20 protein-coding genes are annotated in these 23,240 nt (G+C 41.2%); 4 read left to right on the top strand and 16 right to left on the bottom strand.

Features of this window, described 5'->3' with window-relative positions; translation table 11 throughout:
• The first annotated feature begins 244 nt into the window (after positions 1-244).
• Positions 245-370 carry a hypothetical protein gene (locus FD723_RS42750; protein ID WP_256875170.1) on the top strand — a complete coding sequence of 42 codons (126 nt, stop codon included), beginning with the start codon at positions 245-247 and terminating at the stop codon, positions 368-370.
• 121 nt (positions 371-491) lie between these two features.
• Here FD723_RS42750 and FD723_RS12710 read toward each other — a convergent pair whose 3' ends face one another.
• Both FD723_RS12710 and FD723_RS12705 read right to left on the bottom strand, forming a co-directional pair.
• Entirely contained in the window at positions 492-1,163 is a 672-nt protein-coding gene (locus FD723_RS12710) for a glutathione S-transferase family protein (protein WP_179065654.1), read from the bottom strand.
• A 292-nt stretch (positions 1,164-1,455) separates the two neighbouring features.
• A protein-coding gene (locus FD723_RS12705; RefSeq protein WP_179064361.1) for an IS1 family transposase occupies positions 1,456-2,141 on the bottom strand; the annotation gives its coding sequence in 2 pieces (ribosomal slippage) (positions 1,456-1,802 and positions 1,802-2,141; 687 coding nt in all).
• Between the two features lie 521 nt (positions 2,142-2,662).
• On the opposite strand from FD723_RS12705, the gene FD723_RS12700 reads away from it, so the two are divergent.
• Entirely contained in the window at positions 2,663-2,959 is a 297-nt protein-coding gene (locus FD723_RS12700) for a hypothetical protein (protein ID WP_179065653.1), read from the top strand.
• Between the two features lie 78 nt (positions 2,960-3,037).
• On the opposite strand, the gene FD723_RS12695 is transcribed toward FD723_RS12700, so the two are convergent.
• The 11 genes from FD723_RS12695 to FD723_RS12650 form a co-directional block, all read right to left on the bottom strand.
• On the bottom strand, positions 3,038-3,688 hold the full coding sequence (locus FD723_RS12695) for a hypothetical protein (RefSeq protein WP_218651817.1): 651 nt from the start codon (positions 3,686-3,688) through the stop codon (positions 3,038-3,040).
• 16 nt (positions 3,689-3,704) lie between these two features.
• On the bottom strand, positions 3,705-3,887 hold the full coding sequence (locus FD723_RS42135) for a hypothetical protein (RefSeq protein ID WP_218651816.1): 183 nt from the start codon (positions 3,885-3,887) through the stop codon (positions 3,705-3,707).
• Positions 3,888-4,675: 788 nt separating this feature from the next.
• Positions 4,676-5,764 (bottom strand): sulfonate ABC transporter substrate-binding protein, encoded by a 1,089-nt coding sequence (locus FD723_RS12690; protein WP_256875169.1) that lies wholly within the window; start codon positions 5,762-5,764, stop codon positions 4,676-4,678.
• An 89-nt stretch (positions 5,765-5,853) separates the two neighbouring features.
• Positions 5,854-6,963 (bottom strand): aliphatic sulfonate ABC transporter substrate-binding protein, encoded by a 1,110-nt coding sequence (locus FD723_RS12685; protein ID WP_256875168.1) that lies wholly within the window; start codon positions 6,961-6,963, stop codon positions 5,854-5,856.
• Between the two features lie 530 nt (positions 6,964-7,493).
• Positions 7,494-8,357: a TauD/TfdA family dioxygenase gene (locus tag FD723_RS12680; RefSeq protein WP_179065651.1), complete on the bottom strand. Its 864-nt coding sequence runs from the start codon at positions 8,355-8,357 to the stop codon at positions 7,494-7,496.
• Positions 8,358-8,394: 37 nt separating this feature from the next.
• The gene (locus FD723_RS12675) at positions 8,395-9,504 is read right to left on the bottom strand and encodes an aliphatic sulfonate ABC transporter substrate-binding protein (RefSeq protein WP_179065650.1); all 1,110 of its coding nucleotides are present in this window, start codon (positions 9,502-9,504) and stop codon (positions 8,395-8,397) included.
• A 296-nt stretch (positions 9,505-9,800) separates the two neighbouring features.
• The gene (locus FD723_RS12670; protein WP_179065649.1) at positions 9,801-10,829 is read right to left on the bottom strand and encodes an aliphatic sulfonate ABC transporter substrate-binding protein; all 1,029 of its coding nucleotides are present in this window, start codon (positions 10,827-10,829) and stop codon (positions 9,801-9,803) included.
• Between the two features lie 449 nt (positions 10,830-11,278).
• On the bottom strand, positions 11,279-12,100 hold the full coding sequence (locus FD723_RS12665; RefSeq protein WP_179065648.1) for a class I SAM-dependent methyltransferase: 822 nt from the start codon (positions 12,098-12,100) through the stop codon (positions 11,279-11,281).
• 150 nt (positions 12,101-12,250) lie between these two features.
• Positions 12,251-13,432, bottom strand: coding sequence for an acyl-CoA dehydrogenase family protein (locus tag FD723_RS12660; protein ID WP_179065647.1), 1,182 nt, complete (start codon positions 13,430-13,432; stop codon positions 12,251-12,253).
• Positions 13,433-13,722: 290 nt separating this feature from the next.
• Positions 13,723-15,204, bottom strand: a complete 1,482-nt coding sequence (locus tag FD723_RS12655; protein ID WP_179065646.1) for an amidohydrolase family protein — start codon at positions 15,202-15,204, stop codon at positions 13,723-13,725.
• A gap of 79 nt (positions 15,205-15,283) precedes the next feature.
• Positions 15,284-16,771: an amidohydrolase family protein gene (locus FD723_RS12650; RefSeq protein ID WP_179065645.1), complete on the bottom strand. Its 1,488-nt coding sequence runs from the start codon at positions 16,769-16,771 to the stop codon at positions 15,284-15,286.
• Between the two features lie 136 nt (positions 16,772-16,907).
• Between FD723_RS12650 and FD723_RS12645 the strand changes: the two genes are divergently transcribed.
• Positions 16,908-17,330 (top strand): hypothetical protein, encoded by a 423-nt coding sequence (locus tag FD723_RS12645; protein WP_179065644.1) that lies wholly within the window; start codon positions 16,908-16,910, stop codon positions 17,328-17,330.
• Here the strand turns inward: FD723_RS12645 and FD723_RS12640 are convergent.
• The 3 genes from FD723_RS12640 to FD723_RS12630 form a co-directional block, all read right to left on the bottom strand.
• A complete protein-coding gene (locus FD723_RS12640; RefSeq protein ID WP_179065643.1) occupies positions 17,317-18,375 on the bottom strand; it encodes an ABC transporter substrate-binding protein in 1,059 nt (352 codons plus the stop codon). The two genes, FD723_RS12645 and FD723_RS12640, sit on opposite strands and share 14 nt — an antisense overlap.
• A gap of 161 nt (positions 18,376-18,536) precedes the next feature.
• Complete coding sequence (locus FD723_RS12635) at positions 18,537-18,866, bottom strand: 4Fe-4S binding protein (RefSeq protein ID WP_179065642.1); 330 nt, start codon at positions 18,864-18,866, stop codon at positions 18,537-18,539.
• The gene (locus FD723_RS12630) at positions 18,863-20,482 is read right to left on the bottom strand and encodes an FAD-dependent oxidoreductase (RefSeq protein ID WP_179065641.1); all 1,620 of its coding nucleotides are present in this window, start codon (positions 20,480-20,482) and stop codon (positions 18,863-18,865) included. Before FD723_RS12630 ends, FD723_RS12635 begins: the two co-directional genes overlap by 4 nt.
• A gap of 720 nt (positions 20,483-21,202) precedes the next feature.
• Here FD723_RS12630 and FD723_RS12625 point away from each other — a divergent pair.
• On the top strand, positions 21,203-22,963 hold the full coding sequence (locus tag FD723_RS12625) for an iron uptake porin (protein ID WP_179065640.1): 1,761 nt from the start codon (positions 21,203-21,205) through the stop codon (positions 22,961-22,963).
• Positions 22,964-23,240: the final 277 nt, after the last annotated feature.

The raw sequence follows: 23,240 nt of genomic DNA, 5'->3' as shown, positions 1-23,240 counted from the left end.
CGCGATTCATCGCGTCTGTACAAGATAGTGGTTTCGGCAGTCATTAACCCCTTTCCGGTGGCGGAGAGGGGTTATGTTTTTGCTGTTTCATGTCAAGTCGGTTGATAAAACTTGCTGTAATTCATTGACTGTATTTACAGTTTTAATTGCCTGTTGAATTGCTTTTAATTTCTGCAAGTCCATAATTTGAGGGATTATTTTAACGCAAAGGGGCGCAAAGGGAAACGCGGAGGTTCGCAAAGAAGTGTTGGTAAAAAATTGGGCGATCGCGATCAGAATTAACCATTTTAGATCGCTTAAAGATGCGATAAATCGCCGTCAAGACAAAAGACTGATTATTGTCTTGACGGCGATTCATCGCATCTCTTGACTTAACAACCGAGCAGTATTGCGTCAGATATTCAAGTAAATGAGGGTACACAGAGAAATTGAGGTGTATGAATGGCAAGAAAAAAGTTAATGATTTACTCCCATCACCACCCCCCTATGTCCTATTTTTGTGCCGCACCAACGGGAAGAGGTTCACCGAGAACTTTGGCAAATCTTTCTAAATAAAAGTCCACAGGATTTGCAACTGCTTGAATTGAGGAGCGATCGCCTACCAGATTCCACCATGCCTGCAACTGGGGTGTTTCTGTTGGTAGTGTGAATTTGCGGAAGTGTTCTAAGAGTGGTAAACGTTCAAACCAAGGATAGAAGCTGATATCAACAAGGCTAAACCGATCTCCCAATAAGTAATCACCTTTGCCTAACCCTTCTTGTTCAATATATAGAAGCGCTTCTGTGAACTCTTTTCTTCCTTGTTCCTGTTCTTGACTATCTTTACCGCGCAGGAATTTGTTAAAAGCTGGGACAAAGCGAGTATTGGCGTAATCTATCCAAATGCGAGCGATCGCTTTCGCAGCAGGATCGCGGGGTAACAATGGTGGTTCTGGAAAAACCTCCTCTAGATATTCATTAATAACGGCGGACTCATAAATTTCAATATCCCCATGTTTGATCGCCGGAACTTTACCATAGCGCGAAATCTGCGTGTACCCATCTGGCTTGTTCTGTAAGTCAATTTCTATCGGGGTGAAATCAATACCTTTTTCCAGTAAGACTACACGAGTACGTTGAGAGAAGGTAGAAGCTTGGGCAAAGTACAGTTGTATGTTACTCATGAAATATTTTCCTTGCAATTATTGTGAATGCAGACTATTTGAAATTGCACAACTCCAACTCAAGCAATAAGACAAAAGTTGAGATGTGTTAATTAGTACAGTTAAATAATTTACTGGCAGGTATTCTACGTCAGCTTAGATAATATACTCTAGCTTATCGGTCGACTTGCCGTACTTTAAATAGTCTACAGTCTTTATGAAAATATGTATAGCAATACCTTCGCCAAAAAACGCTAAAAGCGTAGCTTGCTTCCCTGAAAGGGGGCATTGCTGAATGAAGGGATGAATTAATTTATGTTGGTATAATTTTATACTTTAAATAATGAAGTAATAATTTAATCGAGTATCTCAGCATTTGTTCTGATTTGGAATAGCATAAAGTTTTGCGGTGAAGGCGTGCAAGATAATGACGTAACCGAGTATTTTCATTTTCCACCCGTGTCATATATGTTTTACTCACAATTTGGTCTCCATCGGGGATAAAACTTGGGTAAACCTTCCAGCCATCGGTCACATAAAAATAGCTTTTCCACTGTTCAACAATTTCCCAAAGTGGCTTAAAAGTTTCAGAACTATGGTCTCCTAAAACCCAAGCTAAAATACCTTGAGTAAAGTGATTTACTGCTGTCCACAACCAAATTTTGTTTTTTTTGAGCCGATGAATGTCTCTAATTCATCCAGTTCTGCAACTTCTGGAATCATATCTTCTTTTGGTACATCTGGCAGCTTCTCTCCTAGTTGTTTGACCCAATAGATGATCGTAGTATGGTGTACGCCTTTAACTCGTTCAATACCACGAAAACCCATGCCGTTAAGGTAGATTTTTAAGCATTCTTGTTTTAGTTCTTCTGAATATCCTTTTGGCTGATCGTATACATCAATAAATTGGCGATTGCAATGAGTACAAATGTGATTTTGTTTACCTTTACGTTTCCCATTCTTTCTGATTTCCGTAGAGCCGCAGTATGGACATTGCACAGTAGATGACCTCAATTCATCTCTCTATTATGCAACGCCGTATCTGAGTTCATTGGAGCAGTGAATAATGAAAAACCAAACACAGTCAGGCAAAGACTAAAAGAATGGTATCAGGAGGAAAAAGCCAAAAAAGGGGATAAACGGAGAACACTGGATGTGAACAGATGCTTTGCATCATTGTTGTTGTGGGTGATTAGCGCTCTTTTATGTCTCTGGTGAGAGAAAAATGCTGTGATTTGCTGAGATTCTTGAAATTCCTTGAAGGCTGTGAACAATACAGGCGCTGCTATGTCGGAAATATTGGGATTATTCAAATATATCTGTGAAAAAACCAAGATGTGGCAGACATTACAGTTAACATGATTAAGTAACAAAATCATGTTGAACGTGAAAAAAAAACTACTAAAAAAGCCTTAAACCCAAGCTGGGGAGGATATAGAGAAAAATCTGGCAGAAAATCTACATGGAATCATAAACAAACAAGTACAATCCGTATACCAAAAGCTTTTGAGCAAGAATTAATGAGGTATGCACGATATTTAGACACAGGATTCATACTTGATAATGAAACAGAATCAATTGATTGGGAGGATGATTTTGTGACTGAACCAAGATTGACTGTTCTAGATAGAATTACCGACGAGTTTGAATATGAAACAAAGTCAAGTTTAGAAGCAATAAATGCGCCCAGCACTACTGACCAACTTGAAATAGTGACAGAATCAAATTTGATAGCTCAACCCATGCCATCGTTCATGGATGCTATATTTTTAGCCAGAGAGATTGTTCAGCAAAAAAGTGTGCGCGAATATCTCTAGCTAGATTCATATCTAAGTGTTATTTGATACCTGTCAATAGCGAATCTTTGAAAAGTTATCCTTGATCCATCTCATGGTTTACCCCGAATCCACGGTTATATAACCTTGAAACTGATTGATTATTTTCATCAGTTTCTGGAATCCCAACTGGAAGTTGGTATTAACAAAAACGGCTAACCAGGGTTTGATTAGATTCCAGAATATATATGGTTGAATAATTAATCTTAAATTGTTCAAAGTGGACTTCCATACCAAACTGAAATCCCACCATATATGGTTACTAAAATCTGCTGGTTCTCTGGAAATTTGTGATGAGATTGTTTCATTTTTACTTTCGCTTTCCAATTTATTTCTAGCTTGGGCTTGTAAGCTTACTAAAAAATAAGCACTCATAACTAGTTCCCACCATTTTTCTATTTGCTGATAATTCGTCAGTCTAAAATCAGCGCAGCCCAACTCATTCTTCCCTTGTTTAAAGGCATATTCCACCCAATTACGAAATCCATAAAGATTTCCTAATAAAGCCGCCATGTCACTTTTTAAATCTGTTTTTACATACCATGTCTGATTTTTTGGCAAATTATTTGGGTCAGTAGTTATTCGCCAATATGTTATCAGTCTGGATTCGCTTTCATTTATCTGTTGTATATATCTTTTTTCTGACTTCCCATCACTAAATTTCCGCTCAAACTCTTGCCAAACACTATACTTAGCCTCCTGCTCTGGCAAGCTAAACTCTCGATGATTACTTCTTATAGCTAATAAATCGTCCCTCTAGCATTAAGAGAGTCAGTTCTAACCGCCTGTCTCGTAAATCTTCTACTGACCAAGGTGAATTTGTGAGAAAGTTTTGCAGTGGTTGTGCATCGTGTAAACCGACTGCCTTGGCTATTTCTGGTAAAGATTTACGCTTAATTTCAGATAACATTCCAGCGTGAAGATGTTTAAAATTTTCAAATGTCCTCAATCAGTGGAAACAAATCTCTATAGGCATCGCAGTACTGATCTACCACGGTGATTGTGGAGGTAGCCGTTCTTGAACCCAATTAAATACCCTTGCTAAGTTAAACTCTTAGTAATTAATTATACTCTCATGAGAGTAATAAAAGAGCGATAAGATGCAAAACCTCATCCTGTCTCTAGCTTCCCTCTCCTTTATAAGGAGAGGAATTGAGGATGAGGTAATATTTGAGCGAACAGCAAGCGATCGCGAAGCAAGCTACCTGATACGTTGAGGTGTGATGGCTTGATATTGTTGAGTCGGAAGGATCGCGTCTCTGATACCTATCTTACGGGGGATGACTTTTTCTTAAAAATAGAAATCAGCAACTTTTTGTTGTTCAGCAATAATCGCAGGTGTGAGTTTTCTCAGTCTAAAAGTACGTCGGCGCTGTTGAAATGGTTTGTTCATCAGTTAAGATTTTCCTCCTAAGTATTAGTTTTTCATTTGCCAGCCTTACTTTTAATAATCAGTAAGATGATTGGAAGTTGCTATGTCAACCTCCTAGAACACCAACTAAGCATTGAAACACAAGTTAACTTACTTATATTTCAATGCTAGTAAATTGGCGTTTTAAGTAAGTAGATGCCATTATAAAACTTCATTGCGATCGCATCACTTTTTCAACTCTGATAAGTACTGGGGAATAAAATATAAGTAAGATTTACTCGGAGTCTAAATCCCCATTCAAATATTCCCAATCCCCAGTTCAATATTTATTTTTCACTAATGAGTGTTTCAGGGGTGATAGCTGCATATTCTTGAGGTGTCAGCAGTGCTTCTTTAACATCAATCTTTTTAGGTAATATTTTTTCGTTATAGAACAAATCAGCAACACTTTGTTGGCTTTGCATTAGTTGTGGGGTAATTCCTCTCAGCCGATAAGTAGCACGACTAGAAATTATTTCCTGAATGGGTAAATCAATTTTGAGTACAGGTGCTATAAGTTTGGCTACTTCTTTCCGATTCGCTTCTGCCCATTGACCATTTTTATCAATTTCTTCTAGAATGATGCGAACTAATTCGGGATTCTCCTTAGTAAACTCACGTGTTCCTATGTAATAACCTCCTGGAGTGCCAATATTTGTAGCATCTCGCAATACATGCGCACCGTGGAGTTTTTCTACCAAAGCTAAATGAGGATCACCAGTTACCCAAACTGGAATAGTCCCCTGAATAAATGCCCCACGTGCTTCAACATTGGGCATACTCAGAACTTTAATATCACTATATTTGAGATTCACCTCTTCTAAGGCTTTGATAATAAAATAGTGAGAAGCCGAACCTTTTTGAAAAACTACTTTTTGACCTTTAATTTGAGCTAAAGTTTTAATTGGAGAACCTTTTGGAACTGCGATCGCACTGCCTTTACCAGAATTAGGGCCCAGTCTTCTACCAGCCAAATAGATAATTTTTGCACCCGCAGCTTGGGCAAAGATCGGAGGCGTTTCTCCAACTGAGCCAATATCAATTTTGCCCACATTCATCGCTTCCATGAGTTGTGGCCCTTGAGCAAATTGTGACCACTCCACTTTCAAACCCAAAGGCTCTAAACGTTTTTCTAAAACTCCTCTGACTCTAACTAAATCACCAGAGCTTTGATATCCTATTCGCAGTACCTTTGTTTTAGAAGTTATAGTCTTTTCCCCGGCTGGTTCTGCTTTAGAAACTGTTCCGGTATTTGTATTAGGTACTGTTGACGTACAACTGATTAAAGTAGTAGATAAAGTTAAAAAACCAGGCATTACAAATAATGCTAGTCTGCCGATTATTGTTGTTTTGGTTGTTACAAAATTGTTAAACACTTTTACACCTCTTGTTTGTATTAACTACTGATACAAAAACATCAGCTAATAACTTAAATTCTCCAGTTTTTAAATTTGATAAAAATTATTTACTTATTAGATTTAATTGAATCAGGTGTAAATGCTGCATATTCTTCTGGAGTGAGTACTCCATCTTTGACATTAACCTTCTTTGGTAGAAGTCCTTGTGCATACCATAAATCAGCTATTTGTTGTTGCTTTTTAACAACTTCATCAGTAATTGGTAGTAGACCATATACTGCTTTACTATGAATTGTTTTGAGGGTAGGTACATCAATGCCAACGTCACCTGTCTCCAGTTCTGCTAACTTATCAATATTTTTCTGTGACCAATCTTCAGCTTTGATAAACTCCTCTATAAAAATTTTGAGAATTTCAGGATGCTCTTTTGCAAATTTACGTGAGGTAGTATAAAAGCCACCAAGATCCTGGAGTCCTTGTCCATCTATCAATACACGACCAAGATTTTTTTGGACATTTCTGGTAATGTAAGGTTCCCAAATTACCCAAACATCAATTCCGCCCTGACTAAAAGCTACATTTGCATCTGGAGGTGGGAGAAAAAGAGATTGTATATCACTTAGTTTTAGTCCCTCTTTTTGTAAGGCTTTTAGTAAAACATAGTGGGCAATAGAGGCTTTTTGAAAGGAGATTTTTTTACCTTTAAAATCAGCGACACTTTTAATCGGAGAGTTTTTTGGTACTAAAAAAGAAACTCCTCTACCATTAAATGGAGTCGTTGCAATATACACAAGAGGTGTACCTGCGGCTTGAGCAAATATAGGTGGTGATTCAGCTGTGGCTGCGATATCAAGAGAACCAGCATTTAACGCTTCTAAGGCTTGTGGACCAGCAGCAAACTCTAGCCACTTGACTGTAAAATTCTTTCCTGCCAAACTTTTTTCTAGAGTTCCTTGCTTTCTCATCACTGCAAGAGAACCAAGTTTAGAATAAACAACTCGTAGCTCTTGTTTTTGTGGAGTATTAGAAACTGTTTGACTCTGAGATTGTGTACTAATTGAGGATGCTTCATTTTGAGTAGTTTTAATTTCTTGGCTGCAACCAAATATAGCCATTGGCATTGTGATCAAGCAAGCAGCTATCAATACAGAGAATTTGCACTCAACTTTATCTTTCGCTTCTACATATTTAGTATTTAGGATATACTCATCTGCCATCTTTGGTTTTTGAAATTTTGATTGTAGCGGCTTACTACTAGATAACTTTAGGCTCTGCAAAGATTTAAAAAACGCCATACTACCATCTATTTAAATTTCATAAATATTGTTGTTTATCATGACTGCAAACAACTATCAATTTCAGTATAAATTTTACCTAATCTGTTCTTGAAATAAAGTATTCATCAACACTAGTTTTAAACAAAAAAGGAATATTTCTATCTATTTATCTTTATAAGCATATAGTCTGACACTTAAAAAAAGTTTTTATGATTTTTTTACTTAATTTATATCAAAATTACTCTACCAATCCTATTGGATTGCGAAGAATTGCCACCCACAGATACCCGACTTCTTAAAGAAGTCGGGTATCTTGCTTGTTGAACATAATACATGCGTCAGTCATCAGAATTCAGTTGGATATTCTTATCGAAAAAGCGCATGAATAATAGGCGTTTAATGACTCTTGACTACCTTAGTAAAATTTAGAATTTAAACGCGCATTAGCTTAGTTTTTTAAGGTATAAAGCCTAAAAGGGACGACTGCCTGCAAGGCTAACCCGCTTCAATACTCGTCGTTCATTCGGATCAAATGCTTGACGGTAATGCAAAGTAGCTTGATTATCCCAGTAAACAATATCACCTACTGACCATTTGTGTTCGTAATAGAACTTGGGTTGATTTAGATGTTGCCTTAACTGTTCAATCAGTTTTGATCCTTCTTCCGGCTCTAACCCGACAATTTCCACTTCTGTAGCAGCATCTAAATAAAGATGTTTTTTACCACTTTCTGGATGTGTCCTAACTAAAGGATGGGGAAAGACCGGACTTATTAAAGGAATATTCTTATCTAAACGATACAAAGAGCGGGGTGCATTCCGATCTCGCAAAAATGGGTTGTAGGTAATTAACTGCAAATCTGCAATTCGTTCTTTGGTAGCTTCATCTAATGCTTCATAAGCTAAATTGGTGTTTAACCAATAAGTATCTCCACCATGAGTTGGTATTTCCAACGCATAAAGAAGCGAACCACTAGATGGGGTAGGAGTCCATTTGTGGTCAGAATGAAAAGTTAATTCTCCAGTACCGGTATAGCCACCATCGACGTTGGAAATCGGAATCACTACCGGAGTTTCTCCTGGTTTAGAAGCCAATACTGGAGTTTCATCAGATGGTACGAAGAGTGCGCCAAAGTATAGAGAAAAGTTCAAAAGTTTTTGATCGGAGAGCTTTTGGTCTTTGAAGATTAAGATGTGGCGATCGCGCAGAGCTTCCTTAAGTTGTAGGATAACTTCAGGTGCGATCGCTTGACTAGCATCCAGATCGGTAACGATAGCTCCCAAAGGGGCATCAATAGACCTAATTTTAACCTTTGTCAAAGTCGAGGTAGACATAATATTCTCCTGTGTTTTTGTTTCTTCCTGGGGATAATTACTTATTCGCTAGAACCTCTGAAGGAGTAATTTTGGCGTACTCTTCAGGTGTCAAAAATCCCTCTTTAACATTCACCTTTTTGGGGATAAGTCCTAAGCTGTACCATTTATCTGCAACTTCCTGTTGCTTGGTAATAGTTTTATCAGTGATTGGTAGCAACCCATAGTCATATTTCTTATGCATTATTTCTAGAGTTGGTGGATCTAGCTGAGTCACAGGAGCAAGTAATTGTGCCACTTCTTTGGGATGATCCTTAGTCCAGATTTCTGCTTTTTCAAGCTCCTCTAGAAACACTTTGATAACATCAGGATGAGCCTGATAAAACTGGCGTGAGGTTGAGTAAAAGTTACCAGTATCCCGTAACTTACCACCATCTGCTAAAACACGAGCGATTTTATTTTGTACATTTCTAGTAGCGAATGGCTCCCAAATATACCAAGCATCCACCTTACTCTGACTAAATGCCGCATTTGCATCTGGCGGCGCTAAAAAAACTGATTGGACATCGCTCAGTTTTAGTCCGGCATCTTCTAATGCTTTAACTAATAAGTAGTGACCGATGGAGGCTTTCTGGAAAGCTACTTTTTTACCTTTCAAATCGGTAACACTTTTAATCGGAGAGTTCACCGGAACTAAAAGTGAAATAGCTTTACCACTAGGGCGTGTAGTAGCTAGATAAACAAGAGGCGCTCCTGCTGCTTGCGAGAAGACAGGAGGCGATTCGGCTGTAGATGCGATATCTAGTCCATTGGCATTCAGAGCTTCTAGCTGTTGTGGCCCAGCGGCAAATTCAGGCCACTGTACTTTAAAACCCAGAGGCTCTAATCGCTTTTCTAAGGAACCCTGCTTTTCTAAAACTGCTAAAGCGGAAAGTTGTTTTGAACGTACAATCCGCACTACTTGTTTCTCAGTTGACTTCTCTGTAGTAGTACTAGATGAAGCAGTAGACTCAGGGGTAGCTGTCGATTGCTGAGTGTTATTTTTGGCTTCACCACAACTTGATAAGACTGTCGATAGCATTAAGCAGTAGCCCAAAGCAAACAACAACGAACGACGTGTTGTTCTCTGACTTTTCCTGAATTCAAACTTTCCTTTTAAAGCTGGCATGGGTTGTTTTATTTATTCCTTTATCCGTGGTCAGAACGATTATGATTAATTACGAGCTAAATAGCCAAAAAAACTCTTGTTTATTAATATAGTTGAAAATTGGACTAATTAAATATTTTTTGTTTAATTAAAAATATCTATCAATAAATCATGATATTTTATTCATATCAAGCTATTAAGATCATTGTGATATAAATTATGTCAAGCTATCAAAGTTAAATATAAAAGCTGTACAGCACTGTTGTCATAAAAAGTGCTGTACAGCCTTCAAGAATTATAACTTCTCTTTTAATAAATCAACTTTTCGGTTTCCATACTGCATCTTTGATTTGAAAAGTTTTAGGAATCAGCTTTTGACTGTAGAAGAGATCAACTACCTGCTGTTGTTCAGCGATAAATTCATCAGTTATATCAAACACCCCTAAGATAGGCCGTCTCTCTAAAGCCCATTTCCAGACTCCTGGTTCTTGTCTAGTTTGCGCTGCCAACAAATTAGCAACTTCATTGGGGTTAGCTTTAGCCCATTCTTCTACTTTTCTTTGTTCTTCCAAGATTATCTTTACTAAATCGGGGTGATTTTCAGCAAAATTGCGTGTCGCAATATAGTAGGCTCGTTGAGGGGCGACATCAGAACCTTTAGCTAAAACTCGTATTTCATTTGCTCGCTCTTTCCGAGCATAAAACGGATCGCTAGTGGGTAACACATCAACCCTGGCACTTTCAAAAGCAACCTGACTTTCTGGAATATTCAGGTAAACAGGTTGAATATCATTGAGAGTTAATCCAGCACTTGCTATAGCTTTCAAAAGCAAATATTGTAGGGCTGTTCCTTTTTGGATTGCAACTTTCTTACCCTTGAGTTCCACAAGAGTTTTGATTGGTGAATCCTTACGGACAATAACTGCTTGAGCGCCTGCGTTGGAAGCAGTTGCAGCAACATAAACAATGGGATTATCACCAGCTTGAGCAAAAATTGGTGGTAGATTTCCAACGTTACCAATATCAACACTGTTTGCAGCCATTGCTTCCATCATTGGCGGGCCGCCGCGAAATTCTATCCATTTGATAGCAATGCCATCAGCAGCAAAGCGCTTTTCCAAATAGCCCTGAGCTTTCAGTAAGTTCAGACCTGGTGTACCACTCTGATGACCGATGTTGATCACCTCTAGTTTTTTTGAGCTTGCAGTAGTTGGCTCAACTTGGGAAGTATTGTTTTGAGTACTTGGAGAGCTACAGCCTGTCACTAACAGAAAAGTCGTAAACGCCAGCAAAAAATAACGAGCTATACTCGCAGGCAACCATGACTTTCTGTAGCTTCTGAACATGATTCAATGTAATTTCTTGAGGTAAATGGATATTTTTAGTTTTTATTTTTGTTTGACTGAATTTTATCGAGCAGAATTCAGTAGTCAGAATTCAAAATGAATATGATTTTTTATGTCGGAAGTTAGAAAAGAGAGTGGGTCATACCCACTCTATAACGACTCGAGGAACTGAGAATTTAAGAGTTAAGCTATTCCATATTTAAATTGCATAAGCTGGGCGCTCATGTTCCCCACTCCACAAGAGTTATGTTTAATTCGATTATGCAATTTAGATGTTTTATTAGCTTAAGAGGAAAAATTTAGGAAGTGGAGTGAGAAAGACCCACTCCAGAGTGGTGCTAGTGGAAGATTGAAATTTGTGAATGAAACTCTGTTTTATTCGTGTTCAATTTTGCTAGCAAGAGCTTGGAATACAATTATTTTGACTTTTGTACTTCTGCCTTACCGTACTAGTGCTTCCAAGCGACTAGAATTGTAGCTTGCAGTTCTTCTGTAAAATGTCCAGACGGCTCAACTGCTAGTAGCGCTTCTCTAAGATCCTTTTCAAATGCTGGAGCATTATCACCATAGAAAATTTTCAGAGAGAAGGCTGTAGTGTATAAGTAGCCCAGATAGCTATCGACAGTCCAAGATTTTTCAAATGGCACTTCATAAGTTTCTTGACGAGCAAAAGCCGAATTGCCAATTACAACTTCATGGGGAGGATCGACTGGCTTACGAATACCTTGTCCTCGTTGTCCAGTCCGTCGCTCATCCCCTAACCATTTTTTCACTACTCCAACAGCAGCTTGTTTCCAAGGTAGATTGCTTTCCCAAGGGTTATCACCAGTGTTAAGCAATGCTAATGCACCATCATCAGTTAGCAATTCATAAAGGCGTTCAAGAACTAGTTCGCGTTCCATCCAGTGGAAGGCTCTACCAATCGTGGTTAACTTAAATTTCCCTAAACTAGAGTCGATTAACTCTGCTCCTTGCTCTAACCAAGTAATATTATTTGCTCCGACTGTTGCTGCTTGCCGTTTGGCTTCTGCAATCATACCGGGATCGGGATCGATCGCCACAACTTCTTCAAATTTGGTTCGTAGGGGAATTGAAATTAATCCTGGGCCAGTACCTAAATCAAGGAGTCGTCCTTGACCATTGAGATGAAATATTTCGGCTAGTTTGTCGAATACAACTGGTGGGTATTTGGTTCTATATTGAGCGTAGCCCTCTGCGGCTCCCTCAAATAAACTTGGGTCGTAGGTAGGAAGTGTTTTTAGTTGAGTCATATTAATTTTGGATTTTGGATTTTGGATTTTAGATTTAGGTAAGTAAGGTGGAATTAGATAACGCCCACCCTACAAAACAGCGAGTAGACAGCTTGAATATTGGGCATTGGGAAAACTCTTCCTTAGTATCCCGTTCCCATTTCCAATGCCCTAAGAATATTGGGTGATGACGGGTAGCTGATCGTTGAGTACCCAATCGCCGATCGCACGCAATTTGTAATCCACAGGATCGTGGAGGGTAAAGGTTCGCAAATCTCGCCAGTAACGATCAAATCCATATTTAGTTGCTGTGGCGCGAGTTCCCGTCACTTCAAAGATGCGGTTGGTAATATCTATACCTACACGGGTCGCTAATGCTTTGGCTGCGGAAACTGCGATCGCAACTTCTCCCCTTTCTTGATGAGTCAGCGATGCATCCTTTTCCCAGGCTGCTTGCACCTTCTCGGCTGCTTGGTCGGCTAGTGCGATCGCAGCTTGAATTTCAAGCCAAAAGTCTCCGTAATGGTGCAGAATATATGGATCTTGAGTAGCACTATCTACCCCTGATGTAATCCACGCTTTAGTAGTAGTTTTAGTATATTCACGAGCAGCAGCGAAGGCTCCTTTAGTAATTCCCAGATAAACGTTGGTTTTTGTTAGCTGGGCAATAATCCCAAGAAAAGTTGAGAAGGCACTATCAGGAGGATTTGGTGGCCCCAAAATCTCATCTTTCTCTACTAGAACATTGTTAAATGTATAACTACCGCTATCAGTACGACGTTGCCCGATGTTGTCCCAATCGTGATTAGAAACTAACCCTTCCCTGTCTTTGGGAATTATGAATATGAAGGGCAATTCTACGCCATCTTCTAAAGCGGAGAATACCCGATAATCGGCAACGGAAATACCTGTACCAAAGCTTTTAACACCATTAACCCGAAAATTCTCACCTTCTGGATTAATTTTCAGCCTAGTATCGCGTGTATTAATGGCGTTTGCCCAAAATAAGTTATTTTTAGCAGTTTCTCTATAATATTTTTCTTTTTGGGCTGGTGTGCCAGAAACGTGACCCAAAGCCGTTAAATTGAGATGATTACCATATAATTGACCAATTGAACCATCTGCTTTTGATAGCTTTCTGACAACTTTTAAAGCATCAATCCAAGTTGCACCAATGCCACCATATTGCTTCGGTACAATCAGTGGTAGCAGTCCACTTTCACGTAGTTTATTAATTTCCTCTTCTGGAACTCCAGCTTTAGCATCCCGTTCAACTGCCGATTGAGCAAGTTCCTTGGATAGAGAAGTTGCTAGGTCAACGTAATCCTTTGGTTTTGTAATATCTAGCACCATAATTAAATTATCCTTTTAGGGATTTCTAACCAATAAATTATCCAAATAAACGAACCGCAGAGACGCAGAGAACGCAGAGGGAGGAGAAATCAAGAGGATTTTGGCGTCAGTTTTAGGATATTTTTTCAACTCTCTTTCTCCGTGTCCTCTGCGCCTCTGCGGTTCGTTATTTAAGAGAAATGTAGAGTGGGCAAGACCCACGCTACAAGTGAACAGAGGAAATGGAACATGGAACGTTGTGATTGTCATTGGTGATTAGTCCTTTGCAAATGACTAATCACCAATGACAGTTATTTCTTAGCCGCTAGATATTCGTTTGCGGCTTTCTCAACACCTGTACCCTTGAAGAAGTCTTGATTGAGACTGGTGTACAACTCCAAAGGATGGATTGAGAGGAAGTAGCGGAGGTCTTCTTCGGTAATGATTTCGCGTTCTGCCATTGAGTAGGCGTTGGCAGTAACGGCGGTGATATCAGGCACATCCCAGTGACCGGAATCGGAACCCAAAAAGGCTTTAACGCGATCGCCAAAGGGATTCGCTGCACGGTTAAAGGCTTGGCTGACACGGGTATCGTCTGATTCTGTACCGAAGTAGAAATGATTCAAGAAGCGATCGCGCACATCTTCTGGCTTCTCGATTCCTGCTAGTTCAAATTCGTCGAGTTCGCCTGGATCTTCTGGCGCTAATAGCTGATGGTGGAATCCTAAACCGTCGCCAATTTTATCTAAGCGTCCATCTACAAGTTCGCCACCGTAGCGAGTGTACAACTCTACTAATGCTTCCTTGTCGATAATAGCAGGATTGTTATTTGACAACAAATGTTGTTTGTTGCGGGTTTCCCAATGCCAAATAATATCAGCGTATAGACTAGCACCCCAAGCTGAACCACCTTCTAAGAAGGCAAACTTTAATTGCGGGAAGCGGCGAGTAACTCCACCAAAGAACAGCGATTTGCATAATGCTTCGGCTGCAAAGGCAAAGTGATTAATGTGATTGTACTGGGCGTTGGTGACAGAACGCTGAGTTGTCCAACCTTGGCTAGAAGCGTGAGTTGTGGGTACAACTTTCAGTTCTACGCACTTAGCCCAGAATGGATCGTAATCATACTCGCTATCTAAGCCAAAGTTATCAATCCAAACCACTTCGTTAGCGACTTCTTTGCCGTATTTTTCAAAGGCAGGAATTGGACGACGGACGTAACCGGGGATTTGAATTGCTTTGAGTCCGAGAACATTTACCGCATATTCCAATTCTTCAATCCCTTCTTGGGGAGTGTGCAGTGGAATAGCGGCGATGGGTGTTAAGCGATCGCTATAAGGGCGGAAAATATCAGCATGGTAGGTGTTAACAGCCCGACAAACAGCCCGGCGCATTTCTTCGTTGCCGATATTTGGGGCCATTGTTGCCAAGTTGGGGTACACAACAGCAAAGTCTGTACCTGCTTCTTGTAAGCGTTCGTGCAGCAACTTGGGCAAGCTAATGGTAGCCAAATTCAAAGTATTTTTGGTTGGACGACCCCACCAGTTAGGGCGATTGGTACGATAAGCAAAACGTTCTTCCCAACTTTGCTTGTACCACTTAAAGCGGGATGATCCTGGTAAATTTTCTTTGAAACGTTCGACAAGTTCAGTTCCACCAACTTGCTCTAAATAATCTAAGACTGCTGGTTCAAATTCTTGGGTATGTACATCAGTATCAATGATTGGATAACCAAGTTTTTCGCGAATTTGAGCAGACCTGGTTTTTTGTGGACGGTCTAGAGCAATCGTCATGATAGTTTACCCTAAATTATTCAAATTGTTTATGGGGATTGGCAAAGACGCAGAATCAATCCTTTGTAGAGACGGCGATTTATCGCGTCTCTTTCGCAGCCAAAAATTCATCTGCGGTTTTCTCCACAGCCGTACCTTTGAAGAAATCACGATTCAGGCTGGTGTATAACTCCAAGGGATGAATCGATAGAAAATATTGCAAATCTTCTTCAGTGATAATCTTGCGTTCTACCATTGAATAGGTATTAGCTGCGATCGCAGTAATATCAGGTACGTCCCAATGACCAGAATCGGAACCTAAAAATGCTTTCACGCGATCGCCATAAGGATTAGCTTTGCGGTTAAAGGCTTGAGCTACACGGGTATCATCTGATTCTGTCCCGAAGTAGAAGTGATTCAAGAAGCGATCGCGGATATCCTCTGGCTTCGTTACTCCTGCAACGGCGAATTCATCCAAATCACCTGGTTCTAAGGGCGCTACTAATTCGGCGTGGAAACCTAAACCGCTACCTAGCTGATCCAAACGACCATGTACTAATTCACCACCATAACGGGTATAAAGTTCTAGCAGTTCTTCGCGATCAATATTGGCGGGATTGTTGTTTTCCACCAAATGATCTTTATTACGGGTATCCCAGTGCCAAATCAAATCAGTGTACAAACTAGCACCCCAAGCTGCACCTCCTTCTAAGAAAGCAAACTTGAGTGTGGGGAAGCGGTGAGTTACACCACCAAAGAACAAAGATTTACACAGCGCTTCCGCAGCCGATGCAAAGTGACCAATATGGTTGTATTGGTAATTGCTAATGGAACGCCGATTGATCCAACCCATACCGGAAGAGTGGGTGGTGGGTACGACTTTTAGTTCTACGCATTTTGCCCAGAAGGGATCGTAATCATATTTACTATCCAAGCCAAAGGTGTCAATCCAGATGGCTTCGTTAGCTACTTCTTCGCCATACTTCTCAAAGGCGGGAATCGGGCGGCGGATATGTCCGGGGATTTGAATTGCTTTGAGTCCCAGTACTTTCACAGCATATTCCAACTCTTCGATCGCCTCTTCGGGCGTATTCATGGGGATGGAAGCAATGGGTGTTAAGCGATCGCTATAAGGACGGAAAATATCAGCGTGGTAAGTGTTCGCTGCCCGACAAACAGCCCGCCGCATCTCTTCATTGCCAATATGTGGCGCCATCGTTGCCAAGTTAGGGTACACAACAGCAAAGTCTGTACCTGCTTCTTGTAAGCGTTCGTGCAACAACTTAGGCAAACTAACGGTAGCTAAATTTAAAGCATCGTTAGTAGGACGAGTCCAGAAAGGAGGGCGGGCGGTACGGTTAGCGCGGCGTTCATCCCAAGATTGCTTAAACCATTTAGAGCGAGATGCACCGGGTAAGTGTTCTTGAAAACGCTCTGCGATCGCAGTTCCAGCAACTTGCTCTAAATAGTCTAAGAATGCTGGCGGAAATTCTTGGGTATGTACATCAGTGTCGATGATCGGATAACCCAGTTTTTCCCGAATTTGAGCAGACTTGGTTTTATGTGGACGGTCTAGTGCAATAGTCATGGCCATTTTACCTAGATTTTCAAATGGATTGGTCAAGAGGGAAGCGGAAAGTTACAGGACTTACGCAAAATAATGGAAAAACGAACCGCAAAGGCGCAAAGGACACGAAGGAATAAGAGTTTCAGAGAGTTATTGCGTGAGTCCTAAGTTTATAAGCCTGGAAGTTAAGCCTTTGAGCTTGGAAGTTGAGCCTTTGAGCCTGGAAGTTGAACCTTTGAGCCTGGGAGTTGCACCTTTGAGCCTGGGAGTTGAGCCTTTTAGTCTGGAAGTTGCACCTTTTAGCTTGGAAGTTGCACCTTTTAGCTTGGAAGTTGCACCTTTTAGCTTGGAAGTTGCACCTTTTAGCTTGGAAGTTGCACCTTTGAGCCTGGAAGTTGCACCTTTGAGCCTGGAAGTTGCACCTTTGAGCTTGGGAATTGCACCTTTGAGCTTGGGAATTGCACCTTTGAGCTTGGGAATTGCACCTTTGAAAGACTTAATTACAAAAATTTGTTTTTCTTGCTCAGAAAAGTTACTGATTTCTGCCTCCTCATCTCCCCCACTCTTTATTTTTCTTTAATAGCCCAATCTGTTAATTGAAAGTTGGACTTTGCTAAACCCTGCGAAACTAAAAAATTCTTTGTCCCTTCTAAAAGTTTCACACCCTCAGCTGGTAATGGTTCTTCTGATACCTGTTTGAGAGGGAAGGATACTTTGATGATATCGATGGGATATTTAGTAGTTTGGGCATGGTACTGATAATATTCTTCAGAATTAGCTTTTAAATCCTTGGCTGCTTCTGTGAGAATTGCATTAAATTTCTGGGGGAAATCAGGCTGTTTCGCCAAAAAGCTTTCGGTTGCAACAACTAATGATGTCCCTGACAAACCCTTATGATTCGCCGAAGAATCAATCACTGGAAACCCTTGTGATTTCAGAAAAGGCCCTAGATCGCTGGAAGTTGCATAAGCTGCGACATCACCACGTTCTAAAGCTGCTTTTGCCTCAGTAGTCATCAAGTGGACAACTTTTACATCCTTGGCAATTTTTGCTTCAGCTAATAGACCCAGCAGGTATCGATGCATATAAGAACCTTTTTGGGTAGCTATTTTTTGACCCTTAAGTTCAGCAAGCGATCGCGGGCCATTCTTTTTCGCCACTAACCAGGCGGTTGTATTAAACTGAGTGATCCTTAGCAGTCGAGTTTCCTGACCCCTTGCTCTCAAAACGATGGCTGGTGTATCCCCTAAAGAACCAACATCTAATTGTCCTGCGACCAGCGCCTCATTTAGATCCGGCCCGTTAGGAAATCTTGCAAAAGTAATATTTTTAAATCCCGCTTGTTGCAACTCACGATCTAAAATTCCTTTTTTCTTTGCCCAACCAAGTGGCCCTGTAGGTTCTGAACTACCTACATAACCTATACGCAGGGTAGAAATGCTATTAGATGCAGCTACAGTGCTAGCACTTTTGGTATTAATAGCCTCAACAGATTGAGCGGACTTAGTTTCCCCTGAGCTACATCCTGTAGTTAGTAACAGCAGGATACAAGCAATTGAGGTTGATAATTTGGAAGTAAATTTATTTTTACTAATAGAATCTGTTCCGACTGGGAACGACAGCATGACTTTTTTCTCCGCTGTACTATACGCCGTGTGCAACTTTCTCAAGAGACCTAACCCGCAACCCTTTCCCTACTAGCCTTGGGGAGCAAGAATCAAAACCTTTCTCCCTGTGGCAAGAAAAATGGAAGTGGGGTTCTAAGGATAAGTTGCACATTGCGTTACTATTTCATCTGCTTCAAAATTTGGAATGTTTCATCGGCTTTTGCTGTTGAGGTGCGTTTATGTCCCCAACCAACGTTTTCGCGATAACTACCCAATAGCCCAATTTGTATTAATTCTGCCTCGTTGACTGAAGTTTTCATATCGCTTTCTGGTGCAACATAAAGGGCATCAACTGGACAATACAATTCGCACATATAACAGGTTTGACAGTCACTCTGTCGGGCAATGGTTGGCGGCGCATCTGGCACTCTGTCAAACACGTTGGTTGGACAAATGTTCACGCAGATATTACATTCTATGCACCGCGACTCGCTGACCAACTCAATCACACTGCTGCTCCTATTTTGGATTGTGACTTTTCTGTACCATGTAAAGGCTGACTCTTCACCCAGACTTGATCTAATCCGCCACTAATTAGGTAGTGTTGCTGGTTAGCATCTTGTTCTGGATAGTCTAAATGTTTGTGCATTCCACGAGTTTCTTTACGTTCAATGGCACTGCTGTACATCCATCGTGCTGTGGCTAACATTGCCGCAGCTTCTCGCGCCCTGGGAAGTTCTTTCTCTGATGTTACCTGGCTACTACGGAGTTCTTGCCAAAGATGATTTAACCTACCTAAAGACTCGGTTAAGCCTTGTTCTGTACGGAAATAGTTCTTTTCGTAGGGGAATACTTCAGCTTGGACTGCCTGAATAATTTCATCAGTCGCTAAGGTGCGATCGCTCCCACTATGTAATACTACCTCTCCAACTCTTTTAACTTGTCGTTGAGTTTTATGTTCTCCCAAACTGTGGGTATATTCAGCAGCCGATTTCCCTGACCAATAACCAGAAGATATTGCCCAAGCGGCATTATGACTACCACCACCAGTAAATCCGCCACAAATTAGTTCTCGTGTCGCTGCATCTCCAGCCGCATAGAGTCCCCTTACAGAACTAGCACAACTCTCATCGACAATCCGAATTCCCCCTGTACCGCGCACAGTCCCCTCTAGACGCAGGGTGACAGGAAAACGTTGGGTAAATGGATCGATGCCTGCACGGTCAAAGGGTAAAAAGAAGTTCGGCTGTGCTAAACGCATAGATGGCCGCATTGATTCTGCCGCTTTGTCTATGATGGCGTAGACTGGTTGTTGCAGTAAGGTTTCAGCAATTACTGACCGTCTATGAGAACTTGCCCCCGGAATCACAGTACCGTCTTCGTAGGTAAAAGTTGCCCAATTATAAAACAGGGTTTTGGTGACTGAAGAAAAGGCGGGGGAGATGCCGTAAGCATTGGAAAATTCCATACCCGACATCTCGGCTCCTGCTTCTGCCGCCATCAGATAACCATCCCCTGTCAGGACGTTGCATCCTAACGCTTTACTGAGAAACGCACAGCCACCTGTTGCAATGATCGTGGCTGGCGATCGCACTATCCATTTCTCACCAGTCTGACGGTTCACACCTGTTGCACCAGCAACAGCACCATCGTCATCTACCAGTAGTTCTAAGGCGGGGCTGTTGTCTAAAATCTTGACTCCAGCGCGCTGAATTTGCCGCCGCATCAGCCGCATATATTCTGGCCCTTGCAGCGATCGCCGGTAGGGTTTGCCTTCATCGTCGGTAGGGAAGGGATAACCCCACTCTGCTAACTGATTGACGCTTACATAAGTCTGATTCAATACCCGATCCATCCAATTGCGATCGGCTAAAAACCCACCCAACGATTCCCGACTCGCCTTCGCTGTTTCCCGTGCTTCTGGATCGGGTGGCACATACCATACACCATTTCCAGATGCAGCAGCGCATCCAGTTGTGCCACAATATCCTTTATCAACAAGGATTACCCTAGATCCACTTGATGCAGCACTCCATGCCGCCCAAGTCCCAGATGGGCCACCTCCAATCACAAGCACATCTGCTTCTAAGTCGAGTTCCAAATCGGTTGTTAACGTCTTGATCATTTGCCATTTCCCCCCATCGATAAAGTCTTAAGCATCAAGTCTTCACCCCATCGATGCTGCAAAATAAATAAATTAAATAGAAATCTAGCTAGTAGCCTGTAAATATGGCCACTTTAAAGACAAGTTGTCACTAGATTATCACAACTACTTTATCTTGATCAATAAACCGTAGTTTTTGATATAACAAAGCTTTTCACAGTTTTCGACAAAAAGCAAGTATTTCCAGAAACATCTTCAAACATAAAGTTATGTAAAATAAGCTTAATTATCTCTCTCAAGAGGCTTGCTTTTTAAAGTCTTTTATGCAAATATCCAATGTTAGTACAGAAAGTACTTAATTCCGATAGAGTTATCGTTGTTTAATAAATTTTTCCAAACAAGAGCTAGGAATCCTATTCCGGCTCCTAGCATCTAGCTACCAATGTTTTTCAGAATTCGAGCTTAGTGAAAGTAGCTAAAAGCTAATAAGCTGTTTAGCGTCTAAAGTGTATAAATTCTGAAACCCTAGCTATTAGTCTGTCAATAAATAATTGATGGCTAAATTTTTGCAACAAATGAATCGGTCGTAGGGGCGTACAGATGTACGTCCCTACTTGGAAACCGAAGAAATTCCAAGAAGAAATATATATACGGATGTTCGCTCTTCCACAAGGTCTTGTAGCTACCGAAAAAGATTGAGCAGCGGAATTTAGTTGATATTGTGTGAGGAACAAAGAACCCATGCCTAAAGTTTTGTGGAATTATTTGCTAGTGATTCCAGCTTTGTTTGGTGGACTCTTAGCGCTGTCTTCAGCAACAAGTGCCGCTGAAGTAGAAAAGACAGCACAGCCGACACAGCAAGTAATATCAGACATTACCCCAACCGACATTACTCAGAAGACTTCATCGAATGCAGAACCATTGGGTAGCGCATTAAAATTGCCAGTTTTAAGTGTTTCTAGCGATCGCACAGAGCAAGTTACATCTGTTTCACAACTCTCTGATGTTCAGCCTACAGATTGGGCCTTTCAAGCGTTGCAGTCTTTGGTTGAACGCTACGGAGTGATTGCAGGATATCCAGATGGCACATTTAAAGGTAATCGGGCGTTGACTCGTTATGAATTTGCCGCAGGCTTGAATGCAGCCCTCGATCGCCTCAACGAACTGATTGCTACTAGCACCGGAGATTTAGTACGAAAAGAAGACTTAGCTACTCTGCAAAAACTACAAGAACAGTTTGCTGCTGAACTTACCACATTGCGCGGACGGGTAGATGCCTTAGAAACACGTACTGCTAAGTTAGAAGCAACTCAGTTTTCTACAACTACCAAACTGCAAGGGATTGCACAATTCTTTGTGGGTGATACTTTTGGTCACGGTGTCAATAGTAATAGGGATAACACCAACGTCTTTTTTAGCTACCGCGCTACACTTGCCCTACAAACCAGCTTTACTGGTAAAGACCAGTTGACCACTAGTTTAACAGCAGTTAACGTTCCAGCCCTCTCAGGCGCAGTTTTCCCTGGAGGAACAACACCTCTGACAGGAACTCCACAGACTCGGTTTAATGTTGAAAGGAATACTTTTTACACAGATGGTTCTGTTTATCTTGACAGATTGTTCTATCGCTTCCCAATTGGAGCTAAAACTACTGTTTGGATAGGCCCAAGAGCGTTGCAACCAGTTACTTTTGCTCCAACACTAAATCCCTTGATTGGTAATGCCCAAACTGGTACTCTCTCCCGGTTTGCACTTTTCAACCCTGTAATTTACCGACCCGGCTTTGACGGTGCCGGTCTAGCTTTTGCCCATAAATTTAATAATCAACTCCAACTCAATGCAGGTTACATAGTAGATGACGGTCTAGCTAATAACCCTGGTGGCAATGCAACCAATAAAGGAGGACTCTTTGGTAACTCCTATGAGGCACTTGGTCAACTAACCTTCACACCCAGTCGCAGTCTAGATATTAGCTTCGCCTACGCCCGCAAATACTTTCCTGCCCCTGTCCCCGTTGGTACTGGCTCAACTGCTGCTTTTGGATCTGGTTATAACATCACTGGTGGTACAGGTACTAGTTTCGCTATTCTTCCTTTTGCCGCCAATCCCACTTCATCCGATAACTTCGGATTGCAGGTCAACTGGAAAGCCAGTAGTGTAGTTAATATAGGTGGTTGGTTTGGTTATACTCTTGCCCATCAAGAAGGTACTAGTAACGATGCAACCATAATTAATGGTGCGCTTACCTTGGCTTTTCCAGACCTATTTAAAAAAGCGAATCTAGGTGGGTTAGTCTTTGGTGTACCTCCTAAAGTCACTAGCAATGATGTCACAACTCGCGTCAACAGAGATACTTCCTTCCATTTAGAAGGTTTCTATACTTATCGAGTGAATGACAACATTAGTGTTACCCCAACTTTGTTTGTAATTCTCAACCCCCAAGGAGATTCTGCCAACGATCCAATTTGGGTAGGTGCTATACGTAGTACATTTAATTTCTAAATGGTAGACTTTTTCTGTATCTATAAAAACCCAATTTATCAACTAAATCCACTCCAAAATTCTGAGTACTGGCTTCTAGCAATCAGACTTGAATGGCACTAAGAAAAGCTATAAGCTTTGCCCTAACTGGTTCCCAGGCTCCAGGCTGGGAACCCATTCTCGGAGGCTCCGCCTCCAGGGGGCTGACCAGAGGCAGAGCCTCTTGGAATACATTCCCAGTCTGAAGACTGGGAACGAGATGACACAAGCCTTTCGCCTTTTCTTAGTGCCATTCCAC

Origin of the sequence: Nostoc sp. C052, assembly GCF_013393905.1 — a bacterium.
Taxonomy (GTDB): domain Bacteria; phylum Cyanobacteriota; class Cyanobacteriia; order Cyanobacteriales; family Nostocaceae; genus Nostoc.
The sequence above is the reverse complement of the archived record's forward strand: the minus strand, read 5'-3'. Positions and strand labels throughout refer to the sequence as shown.